The organism is Massilia sp. 01N417, assembly GCF_056399645.1.
In genome coordinates this window covers 129,363-145,383 of the sequence record NZ_JBFTRS010000019.1, presented here as the reverse complement: position 1 = coordinate 145,383, position 16,021 = coordinate 129,363, and the positions used below count along the sequence as shown (strand labels likewise).

Genomic DNA, 16,021 nt, shown 5'->3' with positions numbered 1-16,021 from the left:
CGGCGCCTGCGTGGTCGCCGGACTGGCCGGCGGGGCGCTCAGCTGGGCGGTCGAGCTGGTGGTCGGCGGCGCGCCGGTGGCGGTGCTGGCCGGCGCATTCACGACGGCGCCCGGCACCGAAATCAGCGGCACCGCGGGATTCTGCAGGGTCTCGGTCGAGCTGCCGCCAACGGCGTCGGCGGAGGCGCCATGCGCCACTTCCGGCTTGGCCACGCCGGCGGATTCGGCATGCTTGCCGCCCGGGACCAGGCCGAAGTGCCAGGCCGCGCCGGCGACGGCGACCACCGCCACGGCGCCGGCGATCCAGCCCAGCGGCAGCGAGGAACGCTTGCCGTGCGAGGGGAACTTCGCCTGCGAGAACGAAGCCGGGCTCGGGCGGCGCACCGCGGCCGGGTTGGCTTCGGCCGGGGCCGGCGTGTCGATCGCGATCTGCGCGACCAGCGGCGCCGGATCGAGTTTCATCAGCTTGGCATAGGCGCGCACGAAGCCGCGCGTCACGGCAGGGCTCGGCAGCGAGGCATAATCGCCGGCCTCCAGCGCCACCACCTGGCGCACGGCCAGTTTCAGCTGGTCGGCCACCTGCTCCACGGTCCAACCCATCGCTTCGCGCTGGGCGGCCAGCACCTTGCCCGGGATCTCATGCTGGCTGGCGGGCGTCGTCGGCTCTTCTGCGCGCTCGGAACTCATCGTCGTCATCTCACTCGTTAAATGCACCGCGCTCGAATGCTGCGTACTCGGCCGAGCCGGGGAAGCGCTTGCGCAGCTGTGCCGCGAGGGTGGCTTCCGTGGCCCGGTCGCCCAGCATGTGCTTGACCCGGACGGCCAGCCACAGCACGTCGGCCGACAGCGACTCGAGCTTCGCTGCGTCCGTCAGGCGGTTGATGAAAAACCCGGCGCGGGTATAGTCGCGCCGCTCGAAATACACCCTTGCCAGGCCGGCCTGGATGGCCGGCAGCTCGGGTTCGTAACGCAGGGCCTCGAGCAGGTAGCGTTCGGCCGCGTCGGTATTCTTCAGTTTTAGACTGCAGTTGCCGGCATTCGTCAGCGCTTTCGCCGGCGAGCGGTACTGCGGGTTCTTCAGCGCCGACTCGAAGAAGCCGAGCGCCTGGTCGGGCCTGCCGCCGGCATCGCACAGGAACAGGCCGTAGTTGTTGGCCAGGTCGGGATTGCGCGGCGCCAGGCGCAGGGCATGGCGGTAGTTCTCGTCGGCCAGCGCGTTCTCGCCCATCGCCGTGTAGATCAGGGCGCGGAAGCCGTAGGCGTCGGCAAAGTCCGGCGCGGCGGCGATCGCCTGCTTGACCTCGTCGAGGGCGATCTCGTACTTGCGGTCCTGGTAATAGCCGACCGCCAGCTGCAGGCGGATCTGGGCGCGCTTTTCGGCGGCGGTCTGGTCGGATGCCGTCTTGAGTTCGCGCGGCGCATCGCCACCCGCGCCGGCGCAGCCGGCCAGCAGGGCCAGCGCAAGCGCGCCGGCAATCGCGTTGACGGATGCGGCCAGCACCGGCTTCAAGAAGGGATCTCCACGATCTTGCCGAAATTCGGACCGAACTTCTGCTGGTACTCCGCCATCTTGCTCATCCGCTCGTTGACACGGGTACGGTCCTTGACCTCGCCCGCCAGCTGGCCGCAGGCGGCGTCGATGTCGTCGCCGCGGGTCTTGCGGATGGTGGTGACCAGGCCCGCGTCCATCAGGATCTGGGCGAAGGCCTTGATGCGCGGGTTCTTCGAGCGCACCAGGCCCGATTCCGGGAAGGGATTGAACGGAATCAGGTTGAACTTGCACGAGACGCCGACCACCGGATCGTTGACCAGGGCGATCAGCTCGCGCGCGTGCTCGTCGGTGTCGTTGACGCCGTCGAGCATGCAGTACTCGAAAGTGATGAAGTCGCGCGGCGCGAACTCCAGGTAGCGCTTGCACGCGGCCATCAGCTCGCGCAGCGGGTATTTCTTGTTCAGCGGGACCAGCATGTCGCGCAGCGGGTCGTTCGAGCCGTGCAGCGAGACGGCCAGCGCCACCGGGCATTCCTGGCTCAGCTTGTCCATGTTCGGCACCACGCCCGAGGTCGAGACGGTCACGCGGCGGCGCGACAGGCCGTAGGCGTTATCGTCCAGCATCAGCTTGAGCGCGGTGACGGTCGGCTCGAAGTTCAGCAGCGGCTCGCCCATGCCCATCATCACCACGTTGGTGATCTGGCGCTCGCCTTTCGGGCCGCCTTCGATGCCCTTGGTCTTGCGCAGTTCGAACTCGGCCATCCACAGCTGGCCGATGATCTCGGCCACGCTCAGGTTGCGGTTGAAGCCCTGCTTGCCGGTCGAGCAGAAGCGGCAGTTGACGGCGCAGCCGGCCTGGGTGCTGATGCACAGCGTGCCGCGCGTCTCTTCCGGGATGAACACGGTCTCGACCGCGTTGCCGTTGCCGACGTCGACCAGCCATTTGCGGGTACCGTCGCTCGAAGTGTGGTCGCTGATGACGGCCGGCGCGCGGACTTCGGCGCGGGTCTTCAGCTTTTCGCGCAGCGACTTGGCGAGGTCGGTCATGTCGTCGAAATTCGACACGCCGAACTGGTGGATCCAGCGCTGCAGCTGCTTGGCGCGGAATGGCTTCTCCCCCAGCTCGGCGCAGTAAGCGACGAGCTGCGCGGGATCGAAGTCCAGCAGGTTGGTGAGAGTTGCCATCTTTGAATCCTGTATCTTCTAAATGAGTCCCGCCCGCCGGGGCCCGCCACACAGTGGCGGGCGAGCATGGGCGAGCGGGTTACTACGGGTGGGTATGCAGCTTAACGCAGCAGACCGCCAGAGCGCGAAATTTTTTCGCGTACTTACAATTAGCGCGAGTAGACGTTCAGCGCCGGGAAGTAGTAGGCGATTTCGACTGCGGCGGTTTCGGCAGCGTCCGAACCGTGCACGGCGTTGGCGTCGATCGAGTCGGCGAAGTCGGCGCGGATGGTGCCCTTGTCGGCCTTCTTCGGGTCGGTGGCGCCCATCAGTTCGCGGTTCTTGGCAATCGCGCCTTCGCCTTCCAGCACCTGGATCATGACCGGACCGGAGACCATGAAGTCGACCAGATCCTTGAAGAACGGACGCTCCTTGTGGACGGCGTAGAAGCCTTCCGCTTCAGCGCGCGACAGCTGGGCCATGCGGGCTGCGACGATCTTCAGGCCAGCGCCTTCGAAACGGCTATAGATTTGACCGATAACGTTTTTTGCAACTGCGTCCGGCTTGATGATCGACAGGGTGCGTTCGATTGCCATATAAACTCCAATGAAAATAAAGGTTTAGATAAAGAAATTCGCGAGAACATCGGAACTCAATCAACCTTCGATTTTACCATATATCCGGAGGCTGGCCGATATTGCGAGGCCGGCATTGCAGGTGTTACAGTGGCGGTGATAAATACTCGTCCATATCGCGGCCTTGCCCCGGCCTTAACCCGGCCTTAAGCGGCGCCAGGCAAGGTCTTTAACGGACGGGAAACGTCCCCATATTGGACACGACAGAAGTTCTTCACCCGGAGGCAATATGATTCCCAATCTGCAGAAAACCTATGACGTCTCGGCCGGCCGCGCCGTCCGCCACCGCGTGCTGCGCAATACCTACTGGCTGCTCGCGCTGTCGATGGTCCCCACCGTGTTCGGCGCCTATATCGGCCTGACGACCCACATGCCGATCATGGGCGGCGGCCTCGGCGCCCTGCTGTTCCTGGCAGTCGCCTTCGGCTTCATCTTCGCCATCGAGAAGACCAAGAACTCGGCGGCCGGCGTGCCGGTGCTGCTCGGCTTCACCTTCTTCATGGGCCTGATGCTGACCCCGCTGCTGCGCTACACCCTGGGCTTCGCCAACGGCGGCGCACTGATCATGGGCGCGGTCGGCGGCACCGCCGTCATCTTCGCGGCCATGGCGACCATCGCCACCGTCTCGAAGCGCGATTTCTCGGGCATGGGCAGCTGGCTGTTCGCCGGCACCATCGTGCTGATCCTGGCCTCGGTCGCCAACATCTTCCTGCAGCTGAGCGCGCTGCAACTGGTGGTGCTGGTGATGGCGATGGGTATTTTCTCGGCATGGCTGATCTATGACGTGCAGCGCGTGATCAACGGCGGCGAAACCAACTACATCAGCGCCACCCTGTCGATCTACCTGGATCTGTACAACATCTTCACCGCCCTGCTGCGCCTCCTCGGCATCGGCTTCGGCAGCAGGGATTGATCGTCTTCCCGATCGCCTGAAAAGAGACCGGCCTCAGAGGCCGGTTTTTTTTGTACAATAATTGGATGTCACGTAGCCTGGTCCATGTATTACTGTCGCTGCTGCTGCTCGTTTCGCAGCAGCTGTCGCTCGGCCATGCCTACTCACACTGGAACGACGTCAAGGAATCGCTGGCGCAAGAGAGCGCCTACGACCCCGACGGCAACGGCGGCAAACCGACCAAGCCGGTCCTGCACGACCAGTGCGGCCAGTGCGCGGCCAGTGCCCAGGTCGCCTTTGCCCTGCCGGCGACGGTCCGGCAATTCGTTCCCGCCGAGCTCGCGTACGCGGTTCCCAGCCTCGCACCGACGCCCGGCATCTGCCTGCTGGCGGCCTGCCCCTTCCAGCAGCGCGGCCCGCCCCGAGCCTGATAACGCTCCCTTTGCTTCAACCGTCCTGCCGCGCCTGTGCCCGGCAGCGCGGAACGTTATCCATTCGCTCGAGGTTTCAAACAAATGAAAAAGATTCAACCGACGCTGATCGCCAGCGCGATCCTGTTCGCCTATTCCCCAGCCTTCGCCCAAGCCCAGGGCCAGGAAACGCCCGACGGCGGCCAGGCCATCAATAACGGCAAGGTGCAGCAGGTGGTGGTCACCGCCAATCCGCTGCGCAGCGGCGAGGGCGACCAGATCCTGACCCCGGCCAAGGTGCTGGCCGGCGACGAGCTGCGCGACAAGGTCGGCAGCTCGCTCGGCGAGACCCTGCAGAACGAGCTCGGCGTGTCCGCCTCGGCCTTCGGCGCCGGCGCCTCGCGTCCCATCATCCGCGGCATGGAAGGCTCGCGCGTGAAGATGCTGGAAAACGGCATGGCCACCTCGGACGTGTCCGGCCTGTCGAACGACCATGCGGTCGCCTCCGAAGGCGCGGTGGCGCGCCAGATCGAGATCCTGCGCGGCCCGGCCGCCCTGCTCTACGGCTCCGGCGCGATCGGCGGCCTGGTCAACGTGGTCAACGAGCGCATCCCGACCGCGCTGGAAGACAAGCCGACCGGCCAGCTCGAGACCCGCTACGGCAGCGTCGACAACAGCCGCAACGTGTCCGGCTCGATGGACGGCGCGGTCGGCCACGTCGGCATGCACATCGACGGCAACTGGCGTGACACCAACGACTACAAGATCCCCGGCAACCGCGTGCTGAACGATCCCACGTCCACCGGCGGCCGCCTGCCGGACAGCGATACCAGCGAGCGCAGCATCGGCGCCGGCGCCTCCTATATCCGCGACTGGGGCTATGTGGGCGTGTCGGCGAACCACCTGTCGAACAACTACGGCATCCCGAGCGCGGAAGGCTCGCGCATCGACCAGCGCCAGAACCGCTACGACTTCGACAGCCTGGTGCACGAGCCCTTCGAAGGCTTCGAGAGCGCGCGCTTCAAGGCCGGCTTCACCGACTACCGCCACGCCGAGCTGGGCGCGGACATGGCGCCGGAAGTCATCTTCAAGAACCGCTCCTTCGAATCGCGCCTCGAGCTGACCCACAAGCCGATCAAGGTCGGCGGCCTCGGTTTCCACGGCACCTTCGGCGCGCAGACGGAGAACACCCACTTCTCGGCGCTCTCGGCGGCCGGCGGTCCCGACACCGTGCCGGTCACCCACTCGACCTCCCAGGCCGCCTTCCTGGTCGAAGAGACGGCGATCGGCCCCGTGCGCGTGAACGCCGGCGCGCGCTACGAGAACGTGCGCCGCGAACCGGTCGGCAACCTCGAACGCAGCTTCAACCTGGGTTCCGGCTCGGTCGGCGCCCTGTGGCCCTTCATGAAGGGCTACAGCGTCGGCGCGACCCTGTCGTATGCCCAGCGCGCGCCGGCCACCGACGAGCTGTACTCGGGCGGCCCGCACGACGCCACCCTCACCTTCGACGTCGGCGATGCCAACCTGAAGAAGGAAGTCTCGCGCAACATCGAACTCTCGCTGCAGAAGGACACCGGCCTGCTGCGCTGGAAGGCCAACCTGTTCCGCAACAACGTGTCCGATTTCATCTACGGCCACATCACCGATCTCGAACTCGACGCGGACGGCCTGCCCGGCGGCGAATTCCGCCAGCGCCTGTTCCAGCAGGCCCCGGCCCACATCCAGGGCGCGGAAGCCGAGCTGACCTGGAACGCGGTGGGCATGGGCTGGAACGGCCGCCTGTTCGCCGACGGCTCGCGTGGCAAACTCGACAACGGCGAGAACCTGCCGCTGCAGCCGGCCGACCGCATCGGCGCCAGCATCGGCTACCGCCAGGCCGACTGGCGCGCCGGACTGTCGTGGACCCATGCGCGCGGCCAGGAGCGGCTGGCGGCCTTCGAGGATACGCCGACGCCGGCCTACAACCTGGTCGACGCCAACCTCTCCTACACCCAGAAGCTCGACAAGATGGACCTGACCTGGTTCGTGCTGGCGAAGAACCTGCTGAACCAGGACGTCCGCCTGTCGACGTCGCTGCTGAAGGACATTTCGCCGCTGCCGGGGCGCAATCTGGTGTTCGGCGTGCGGGCACATTTCTAAGGGAAATTTCCATTAGTCGGCGGAAAATGTATTTTTTCTCAGCCGCGTTCCAGCTAATGCATTTGCGCATAGAATGACCACTTTCGGACTCGAAGGCGATCAGCATGGAAGCGGCTACGCGCGACTTTCATCTCCTCGACACCTCCGGCGCCGTGCGCGCCGGGTACCACCTGCATGACTGGTCGGGCTCGCCGCTCGGCCAGCCCGACCATTGGGATCCGGCCCTGCGGAATGCGGTCAGCCTGATCCTGGAATCCGAATTTCCGATGTACATCGCATGGGGCCCGCGCCTCATCATGCTGTACAACGCCGCCTATATCTCCCTGCTGGACGGCAGGCATCCGTCCACGCTGGGCGCGCCGCTGCTCGAGGTCTGGCCCGATCAATGGCCGGCCATCAAGCCGCTGGCCGAACGCGCCCTGGGCGGCCATTCCACCTACGGCGAAGACCTGCCGCTGACGATCCGGCGCGCCGGCAAGCCCTACCGCGGCTGGTTCACGCTCGCCTATTCGCCCGTGCGCGATTGTGCCGGCGCGGTGCGCGGCTTCCTGTGCGTGATCAGCGAGACCACCCCGCGCGTGCAGCTGGAACGGCGCCACGCGGTGCAGCTGCAGGTGGTCGACAGCCTGCGCCGCCTGCACCACCCCTCCGATATCGTCGAGTGTGCCTGTGCGATGCTCGGCAAGCACCTCGAGCTCGACCACGCCTGTTATGTCGAAGGCGACGGCACCGGGGCCGGCTTCGAGGTCGTGCACGACTGGGCGCGCGACGGTGTCTCCGCGCTCGGCGGCAGGCGGGCCCGCATCCGCGACTTCGGCCCGGCCGCGCTGGCGCTGCTGCGCACCGGCGCGCCGCTGGCGATCCGCGACACCACCAGCGACCCGCGCGTGCCCGAGCACGGCGAGCGCTACGCGGCGGCCGGTGCGCGCGCGATCTTGGCGCTGCCGCGCCTGCGCCGCGGCCAGCTGCAGGCGGCCCTGGTCGGCTACTCGGCCAGCGAGCGCGGTTGGGACGAGGAAGAATGCAAGCTGGCCGCCGACATCGCCGAGCGCAGCTGGGAAGCGCTGGACCGCATGTCGGCCGAGCAGGCGCTGCGCAACGCGGTGGCGCGTCAGACCACGCTGCTGGACATGAACGAGTTCCGGCTCGAGCTGGCCGACCTGCTGCGGCGCCTCGACGACCCGGGCCAGATCTTCCTCCAGACCAGCGCCATGCTGGGCCGCTTCCTGCAGGCCAGCCGGGTGCTGTACGGCGACTACGACGCCGACCGCCAGCTCGTCACCTTCCATTCGAACTACACCGACGGCATCGTTCCCGAACTCAGCGGCACTTTTCCGGCAGCCCTGTTCGGCGCCGCCAACTTCGCCCCGCTGGTCCAGGGCTCGACCATGGTGGCGAGCGACGTGCAGCGCGACCCGCGCACCGGTGGACCGGACACCTGGCCCACCTTCGCCTCGCTGCAGATCCGTTCGGCGGTGGTAGTGCCGGTGCACCGCAACGGCGCCCTGACCACCTGCCTGTTCATCAACGACAACCTGCCGCGGGTCTGGAGCGCCGACATCGTGCGCCTGATCGAGGACGTGGCCGAGCGCTCCTGGAGCGCGCTCGAGCGCGTGCGCGCCGAGGAGGCGCTGCGCCTGGCAGACCGCCGCAAGGACGAGTTCCTGGCGATGCTGGCGCACGAACTGAGAAACCCGCTGGCGCCGATCTCGGCCGCCGCCCAGCTGCTGAACATGGGTCCGCCCGACAGCGCCCGCGTGGAGCGCACCAGCGCCATCATCGCGCGCCAGGTGGCGCACATGACCGAACTGATCGACGACCTGCTGGACGTCTCGCGCGTGACCCGCGGCCTGGTGGTGCTGGCACGCGACCAGGTCGACCTGCGCTGCGTGATCGACGACGCGGTCGAGCAGGTGCGCCCGCTGATCGAAGCGCGCCGCCACCGGCTGACGCTCGACCTGGCGCCGGACATCGGCCCCGCCTTCGTCGAAGGCGATACCAAGCGCCTGGTGCAGGTGCTGGCCAACCTGCTCAACAACGCCGCCAAGTACACGCCCGAGGGCGGCGTGGTCGGCGTGTGGATGGGCGCCTCCGCCGAGCACGTGCTGGTCAGCGTGAAGGACAACGGCATCGGCATCCCGGCCGACCTGCTGCCGACCGTGTTCGACCTGTTCTCCCAGGCCGAGCGCACGCCGGACCGTTCCCAGGGCGGCCTGGGCCTGGGCCTGGCGCTGGTGAAGAGCCTGGTCGAGCTGCACGGCGGGATGGTGACCGCCAGCAGCGAGGGCCGCAATATGGGCACCGAATTCACGGTGCGGCTGCCGCGCCTGGACTGCAAGGAATCGTCTGCGGGCACCCTGCCCGCCATGCCCGCCGCCGCGGCCGACGAGGCGCGCGGCCTGAGGCTGATGCTGGTGGACGACAACGAGGACGCGGCCATGACCCTGGGTCTGCTGCTGGAATCGAGCGGCCACACGGTGACGGTGATGCACGACCCGCTGGAAGCGCTGGTCCGTGCCGGCGACGAGCGCTTCGACGTCTTCCTGCTCGACATCGGCCTGCCGGGCATGAGCGGCGTCGAACTGGCGCGCCGCCTGCGCCGGGTGCCGGGCAACGAGCACGTGGTGCTGATGGCGATTTCCGGCTACGGCCAGCAGTCGGACCGCGAGGATGCGACAGGGGCGGGGTTCGACCGCTACTTCGTCAAGCCGGTGGATGCAGAGGCCTTGCTGGGGGCTTTGGGCGGGGTGACGGCCAGGCGCTGACAGGCGCACTGCCGTCGTTCCGTGCATTGCTCGTCATCCCCGCTTTCGCGGGAATGACCTTGGTTTGCGCTATTACTGAGCGTCCTGCTGCGGCTCCTGCTGCCCCTGCTGCTCGGCCACCTGGAACTCCCGAGGCACGAAATCCTCGACCAGGTCGAACACCCCGATCGACTCCACGTGCGAGGTATGCGGGAACATGTTCGCCACCCCCGCCTTGCTCATCTTGTAGCCGGCGCGGTGGGTCAGGATGCCGGTGTCGCGCGCCAGCGTGGACGGGCTGCAGGACACGTACACGATCCGCTTCGGCATCAGCTCCGGATGCGTCAGGCGCAGCTCGGCCAGGGCGATGGCCAGCGCCACTGCGCCGTCGCGCGGCGGGTCGACCAGCATGCGGTCGAACTTGCCCAGCGCGACCAGGTCGTCCTTGGTCACTTCGAACAGGTTGCGGGTCGAGAAGCTGGTCTTCGCGTCCAGGCCGTTGGCGCGGGCGTTTTCCAGCGCGCGGGTGGTCAGCGCGGTGCTGCCTTCGATGCCGACCACTTCGCGCGCCTGGGTTGCCAGCGGCAGCGTGAAGTTGCCGAGGCCGCAGAACAGGTCGGCCACGCGATCTTCCTTCTGCACCTCGAGCAGGGTCAGGGCCTTGTGCACCAGCAGGCGGTTGATCTGGTGGTTCACCTGGGTGAAGTCGGTCGGCTTGAACGGCATGCGGATGCCGAATTCCGGCAGCGTGTAGTACAGCTCTTTCTTCTTCGGGTAGTAGGGATAGGCGGTATCCGGCCCTTTCGGCTGCAGCCACCATTCGACGTTCCACTGGTCGGCGAAGGCCTTGACCAGCTGTTCGTCGTTGGCGCTGAGCGGCGCCATGATGCGCAGCACCAGCACGGTGCTCTCTTCGCCCACGGCAAGCTCGATCTGCGGCATCTGCTGGTAGATCGACAGCGAAGCGATCAGCTCGCGCAGCGGCACCAGCATCTTCGACACATGCGGCGGCACGATCTCGCAGCTGGTCATGTCGGCCACGTAGCTGGAATGGCGCTCGTGGAAGCCGACCAGCATGCCGCCCTTCTTCGCCACATGGCGCACCGACAGGCGCGCGCGGTAGCGGTAGCCCCAGGTCGGGCCGTACATCGGGCGCATGATGTTCTCGGCCCGGGTCTTGCCGATGTGCCAGAGGTTATCCTCGAGCACGCGCTGCTTCATCGCCACCTGGGCGCTCGGCTCCAGGTGCTGCATCGAGCAGCCGCCGCAATGCCAGAAGTGCGGGCACTTCGGTTCGACCCGCATCGACGTGGCCTTCTTCAGGGTGACCATGCGGCCCGATTCCCAGTTCTTCTTCTTGCGCAGGGTTTCGAAGCTGACCGTCTCGCCGGGCAGCGCGCCTTCGACGAAGATCACCTTGCCCGGTGTGCCGTCCTCGTTCTCCAGGTGGCCGACGCCGCGCGCGTCCATGTCGAGGGATTTGATGTTGATGAAGGTTTCTTGCATGGGAATAGAAGAAAGCAAAGAACAACGCCATCCCCGCGCAGGCGGGAACGACGGAAAATTAGGCCGCCGGCAGTTCAGGGAAAGCCGAACATCATAGCAAGGAATCGCGCACCACGCCACGGGCAGCCATGGCCCGCTTCAGCTTGACGAGGGCTTCCTGCTGGATCTGGCGCACCCGTTCGCGCGTCACGCCCATCTCTTCGGCCAGGGTTTCCAGGGTCGCGGGGTCGTCGTTGTCGAGGCCGAAGCGGCGCATCACGACCACGCGCTGCTTGTCCGGCAGCTTCTGCAGCCAGTCGCGCACCAGCACGGTCATCTCGTGGTGCTCGGCGCGGGCGTCGGGGCTGACGTCGCCCTCGTCCGGCAGCATGTCCATCAGGCTGGTCTGGGGATCGTTGTCGAGCGGGGCGTCGAGCGAGGCCGCGTGTTCGGACAGCGCCATGATGTCCTGCACCTCTTCCACCGGACGGCCGACCAGGCTGGCGATGTCCTCGGCGCTGGCTTCCTTGCCGTCGTGGTGCTGGGCTTCGAGGTGGTATTTGGCGCGCAGCACCTGGTTCAGCTCGCGCACCATGTGCACCGGCAGGCGCACCGTGCGGGCCTGGTTCATGATGGCGCGCTCGATGCTCTGGCGGATCCACCAGGTCGCGTAGGTCGAGAAACGGAACCCGCGCTCCGGCTCGAACTTGTCGATGGCGCGCATCAGGCCGATGTTGCCCTCCTCGATCAGGTCGAGCAGGACCACGCCGCGGTTGATGTAATGCTTGGCGATCGAGACCACGAGGCGCAGGTTGTGCTCGATCATTTTTTGCCGGGCGGCAAAATCTCCGGCCTTGGCCAGGGTCGCGTAATGCACCTCCTGCTCGGCACCGAGCAGGGGCTTGGTGCCGATCCGGTTCAGGTAGTGCTGGGTGGTGTCGGTGGAGAGCTCGGCCTGCAGCACGCTCTTGAGCTCGTCCGCCGCATCGGGCGGCGCCGCTGCCGGCCCTTCGGCCAGGATGCCGGGGTGTTCGCCGCCCTCGGCGCCGAAGTCGCTGTCGCCCAGCGCTTCCTCCGGCACCTCTTCCGGCGCATTGTCCGGCATTTCCTGGTCCATCGGGTCGGGCGGCAGCGTCATTGGTCCTCGCTAACGACTGGGCAGGAACTTCGACGGGTCGACCGGCTTGCCCTGCTGGCGTATCTCGAAATGCAATTTGACCGTGTCGGCATCGGAATCGCCCATCTCGGCGATCACCTGGCCCTTGGTCACGCTCTGACCTTCCTTGACCACGATCGTACGATTGTGCGCATACGCCGACAGCAGGCTGTTGCTGTGCTTAACAATCACGAGATTACCATATCCGCGGATACCGCTGCCCGCGTACATTACCTTCCCGGAACCGGCCGCCATCACCTGCTGGCCCAGCTTGCCGGCGATATCGATGCCCTTGTTCTTGCCTTCGTCGAAAGTGGCGATGATCTTGCCGTCGGACGGCCACATCCAGCTCAGCTTCTCGTCGTCGCTGGCGGTGACGGTGCTTCCGGTCACCGGGCCGGACGGACGCTCGGTCGCCTTCGGATTCACGCCCGGATTGTCGTCCTTGGCATCGGCCAGGCCGCCTTCGCTGTAGGCCTTCTTGTCGCCGCGCGGGGTGGTCTTCTTTGGCGGCGCCGGGGTCTTGTCGGCGCCCGGCATGGTGATCGGGTTGGTGCCGGCGATGGCGCCGCCGTTGCGGTCCTGGGGCGTCACGCGCAGCACCTGGCCGACCTTGATGTCGTCCGGATCGGCCAGGTTGTTCCAGGCGACCAGGTCGCGGTAGTTCTGGCCGAAGTCGAGCGCGATGCGCAGCAGGGTATCGCCCTTGCGCACGGTATAGGTACCGCGGGCGTCGGCCTTCGGTTCGTCGGAGGCCGGCGCCAGCGGGGTTGCCGGATGCGGACGCGGATTCTTGTTGGCGGCGACCGGGGCCGGACGGTCGATCACGGGCGCCTGGCGGGTTTCGGTACTGCAGGCGCTCAGCACGATACTGACGGTCAGCAGGGCTAGGCGGGTTGTTGGTTTCATTCTCATCTAATTCTGTTACGACTTTCTGGCATTCTCATACGATGCCTGGCCGCAGCGGGACAAAATGGCAGGCTTCCAGCGTCTCGCTGGCCCATTCCGATGTGCCGGTGCGGGTGATGCGCTGCAGGTGCTGGACCTGCGCGCCGACGGGCGCCACCAGACAGGCGCCGATGGCCAGCTGCTCGAGCAGTGCGCGGGGCACCTCGAGACCGGCCGCCGCCAGGATGATGCCGTTAAAGGGAGCAACCTGCGGGAGCCCAAGCATACCATCTCCATAGTGCAAGCGCAGATTAGGGATGCGCAAGGGCCGCAGATTGGCCTTGGCCAGCTCGTGCAGCGGCTTGATGCGCTCGATCGAATACACCTCCTGGGCCACGCAGGACAAGACCGCCGCCTGGTAGCCGCAGCCTGTGCCGATCTCGAGCACGCGGCGCAGCGGCTGGCCGCTACCTTTGAGCAACTCGATCATGCGGGCGACGATATACGGCTGCGAAATCGTCTGATTATGGCCGATCGGCAGCGAAACGTCCGCATAAGCCTGGCCCAGCAGGGCCGGTTCGATGAACATATGGCGCGGCATGATTTCCAGCGCGCCCAGCACCTGCCGGTCCTTGACGCCCTGGCGCGCGACGTGGGCCGCCATCGCCCGCCGCGGCGCCTCGGTGGCGGCGAGGTCGGAGCGCGCCAGCGTCTGCTGGGGCGTGACCTGGGGGGCGTTGCCGGGCTGGGCCGGACGCGGGGGTGGCGGCGCCGGTCGCGCCTGGGCCTGGCTGGTACGGGCGTTCTGGGTGGCCGTCTGCGGGGTCGCCATCGGCCCCGGCGCCACCGGCTTGCGGGTCGCGGGGCTGGTCACCGAAGACAGCGGCAAGGGGAAATTGCTGCGCTTTTCGCTCATTCCAGCCATCCTCGCAGCGAGGCCAGTTGTTCGCGGTGGGTCAGGTCGACCTGCAGGGGCGTGATCGACACCCGTCCCTGGCTGGTGGCATGGAAATCGGTGCCCTCGCCGGCATCGCGGCAGGCGCCCGGCGCACCGATCCAGAAGATCTCGCGGCCGCGCGGATCCTGGGCGCGGATCACCGGTTCGGCCTGGTGGCGGCGCCCGAGGCGGGTCGCGGTCAGCGGCCCCATCTGCTCATACGGCAGGTTCGGGATGTTCACGTTCAGCAGGAAGGGGGCTTCGAGCGTCTCGAAGCGGCGCAGCACGATGTCGCGGGCCACGCGCGCGGCCGACTCGACTTCGGACCAGCCGGAGTGGACCTGGGAAAAGGCGATCGCCGGGATACCAAACAGATAAGCCTCGGTCGCGGCCGCCACAGTGCCGGAATACAGGGTGTCGTCGCCCATGTTCTGGCCGTTGTTGATGCCGGAAACGACCAGGTCGGGACGCTGGTCCAGCATCCCGGTCAGCGCGATGTGCACGCAGTCGGTCGGAGTGCCGTTGACGAAATAGAAACCGTTCGCAGCTTTCGACACCGACAGCGGCCGGTCGAGCGACAGCGAGTTGGACGCGCCCGAGCGATTGCTGTCGGGAGCGACCACCACGATGTCGGCAATGCCGGCGAGCGCATCGGCCAGCGCCTGGATGCCAGGCGCGAGATAACCGTCGTCGTTACTGATAAGGATTCGCATGCGTGCGATTTTACCCGAAGCAACGGCTGTATCGACGACCGCAGCTGCACATTTATTGCTCATCGGGATGACGACGGCGTCGCCTTCCCGGCGCCGGCGCGGCTTGCCGTCGCGCATGCGCCACAAGCGCGCCCCGCCGCGGGCTCAGTTGCGGACCGGCCGCCTGCCCTCTTCCATCGCATGCAGTCCCTCTTCGAGCGCGATCACATGCTGTTCGAGGCGGCGCGCGGCTTCCAGTTCGTCGCCCTGCTGGCCCAGGTAGAGCTGGCCCAGGCGCGCCAGTTCGCGCGCCAGCGGCGGCGCCTGGGTGTCGCCGGCGCGCTCGCGCAGGGCCTCGACCGCCTGCACCAGGCGCACCTCGGCCAGCGGCCGCCACGGAAAATGGCCTGGCTCCATCCATTCGAGCAGCGTCTCGATGCTGCGCACCGGGCCCAGCCGGTCGCGTTCGGTGCCGCGCGCGTCGTACAGGCGGGCCTCGCCCAGGCTGGCGGCCGGCAGCTGCACCTCGTCGAGATAGCTGTCGAGGGCGATGCCGTCCAGGCCATAGCATTCGCCCAGCAGCTTTTCGAGCACCGCCTGGTAGCCGGCGCCGTCCTGGCGGGCATCGCCATGGCGCCAGCCGAGGCGTTCCTCGACGCCGCCGTCCGGCGGACTGGGCAGCGGGTAGACCATCAGCGGCCGCTGCTCGTCCTCGTGGCTGCAGCGGTAGTCGAGGGCGCGCCGCACCACGCCCTCCAGGCCTTCCAGGCTGCGCGGTTCGGGCGTGAACAGCCCGACCATCCTGTCGGGCAGCAGCGCCGTGCAGACGCTGGTGGCGGCCGAGCGGCCGCTGCGGCAATCCACCAGCACGTGGGGGAAGCGCCGCGTCAGGTGGGCGGCAAAGCTGCGGAACAGGGCCGGGCAGGCGCAGAACAGCGCATCCCAGTCGAGCCGGTCGACCCGTTCGCCGTAGCTGTCGTCGAAGCGGCCGGCGCGCATCAGGTACAGGGGGCGGCTGTCGTCGACTCTTTCGAGGTAGCTGTCCCAGTCGAGGCCGTCGAGCACGCGCTCGGCCAGCTCGCGGGCCTCGTCGGGCGGCACCCGCCCGGGGACCCGCAGCTGCTCGCGGCACGCCTCGAACAGCTCGAGCACGCCCTGGCGTTCGTGGTGCGGCCGGCCGCCGGAAAAATAGTGGTGCAGGCCGGGCGCTTCGAGGTCCCAGTCGATCATCAGCACGGGTTTTTTTGCATGATTTCTCCCAGACAATAGCCAGGCGGCATGAGCAAGCGCGCGACTACGCGCGCCCGCGCCATCATAGGCGTAAAACGTCGTCACCTCGCCGGCCACGGCCGGCGCAGCGGTGATGCGGTTGGTATCCATGTTTCTCC

The 16,021-nt window shown here is 67.1% G+C and carries 14 protein-coding genes; 4 read left to right on the top strand and 10 right to left on the bottom strand.

All coding sequences use genetic code 11. The features are described from left to right. From AC1DOQ_RS19925 to ndk, 4 genes are all read right to left on the bottom strand, one after another. A partial coding sequence (locus AC1DOQ_RS19925) for a helix-turn-helix domain-containing protein (RefSeq protein ID WP_477368184.1) occupies positions 1–696 on the bottom strand: 696 nt, incomplete at its 3' end. Position 697: 1 nt separating this feature from the next. Then, the gene (gene pilW, locus AC1DOQ_RS19920) at positions 698–1,510 is read right to left on the bottom strand and encodes a type IV pilus biogenesis/stability protein PilW (protein ID WP_477368181.1); all 813 of its coding nucleotides are present in this window, start codon (positions 1,508–1,510) and stop codon (positions 698–700) included. Next, the gene (gene rlmN / locus AC1DOQ_RS19915; RefSeq protein ID WP_477368178.1) at positions 1,507–2,676 is read right to left on the bottom strand and encodes a dual-specificity RNA methyltransferase RlmN; all 1,170 of its coding nucleotides are present in this window, start codon (positions 2,674–2,676) and stop codon (positions 1,507–1,509) included. Before rlmN ends, pilW begins: the two co-directional genes overlap by 4 nt. Before the next feature lie 149 nt (positions 2,677–2,825). Further along, on the bottom strand, positions 2,826–3,251 hold the full coding sequence (gene ndk, locus AC1DOQ_RS19910) for a nucleoside-diphosphate kinase (RefSeq protein ID WP_258847086.1): 426 nt from the start codon (positions 3,249–3,251) through the stop codon (positions 2,826–2,828). A gap of 268 nt (positions 3,252–3,519) precedes the next feature. Here ndk and AC1DOQ_RS19905 point away from each other — a divergent pair, with 268 nt between their 5' ends. The 4 genes from AC1DOQ_RS19905 (at position 3,520) to AC1DOQ_RS19890 (ending at position 9,496) form a co-directional block, all read left to right on the top strand. Further along, positions 3,520–4,203, top strand: a complete 684-nt coding sequence (locus AC1DOQ_RS19905) for a Bax inhibitor-1/YccA family protein (RefSeq protein ID WP_477368174.1) — start codon at positions 3,520–3,522, stop codon at positions 4,201–4,203. A gap of 65 nt (positions 4,204–4,268) precedes the next feature. After that, on the top strand, positions 4,269–4,613 hold the full coding sequence (locus AC1DOQ_RS19900; RefSeq protein WP_477368171.1) for a DUF2946 family protein: 345 nt from the start codon (positions 4,269–4,271) through the stop codon (positions 4,611–4,613). 84 nt (positions 4,614–4,697) lie between these two features. After that, positions 4,698–6,731 (top strand): TonB-dependent receptor, encoded by a 2,034-nt coding sequence (locus tag AC1DOQ_RS19895; RefSeq protein ID WP_477368168.1) that lies wholly within the window; start codon positions 4,698–4,700, stop codon positions 6,729–6,731. Positions 6,732–6,835: 104 nt separating this feature from the next. Beyond that, entirely contained in the window at positions 6,836–9,496 is a 2,661-nt protein-coding gene (locus AC1DOQ_RS19890; protein WP_477368165.1) for a hybrid sensor histidine kinase/response regulator, read from the top strand. Positions 9,497–9,568: 72 nt separating this feature from the next. Here AC1DOQ_RS19890 and rlmD read toward each other — a convergent pair whose 3' ends face one another. From rlmD to AC1DOQ_RS19860, 6 genes are all read right to left on the bottom strand, one after another. Next, positions 9,569–10,981 carry a 23S rRNA (uracil(1939)-C(5))-methyltransferase RlmD gene (gene rlmD, locus AC1DOQ_RS19885; RefSeq protein ID WP_477368162.1) on the bottom strand — a complete coding sequence of 471 codons (1,413 nt, stop codon included), beginning with the start codon at positions 10,979–10,981 and terminating at the stop codon, positions 9,569–9,571. 91 nt (positions 10,982–11,072) lie between these two features. Next, positions 11,073–12,098 carry an RNA polymerase sigma factor RpoS gene (gene rpoS, locus AC1DOQ_RS19880; RefSeq protein ID WP_477368159.1) on the bottom strand — a complete coding sequence of 342 codons (1,026 nt, stop codon included), beginning with the start codon at positions 12,096–12,098 and terminating at the stop codon, positions 11,073–11,075. Positions 12,099–12,107: 9 nt separating this feature from the next. Beyond that, entirely contained in the window at positions 12,108–13,025 is a 918-nt protein-coding gene (locus AC1DOQ_RS19875) for a peptidoglycan DD-metalloendopeptidase family protein (RefSeq protein ID WP_477368156.1), read from the bottom strand. Positions 13,026–13,059: 34 nt separating this feature from the next. Next, complete coding sequence (locus AC1DOQ_RS19870; protein ID WP_477368153.1) at positions 13,060–13,920, bottom strand: protein-L-isoaspartate(D-aspartate) O-methyltransferase; 861 nt, start codon at positions 13,918–13,920, stop codon at positions 13,060–13,062. After that, positions 13,917–14,654 carry a 5'/3'-nucleotidase SurE gene (surE, locus tag AC1DOQ_RS19865; RefSeq protein ID WP_477368150.1) on the bottom strand — a complete coding sequence of 246 codons (738 nt, stop codon included), beginning with the start codon at positions 14,652–14,654 and terminating at the stop codon, positions 13,917–13,919. The genes AC1DOQ_RS19870 and surE overlap by 4 nt, the downstream gene beginning before the upstream one ends. A gap of 144 nt (positions 14,655–14,798) precedes the next feature. Beyond that, positions 14,799–16,013, bottom strand: coding sequence for a hypothetical protein (locus tag AC1DOQ_RS19860; protein WP_477368148.1), 1,215 nt, complete (start codon positions 16,011–16,013; stop codon positions 14,799–14,801). Positions 16,014–16,021: the final 8 nt, after the last annotated feature.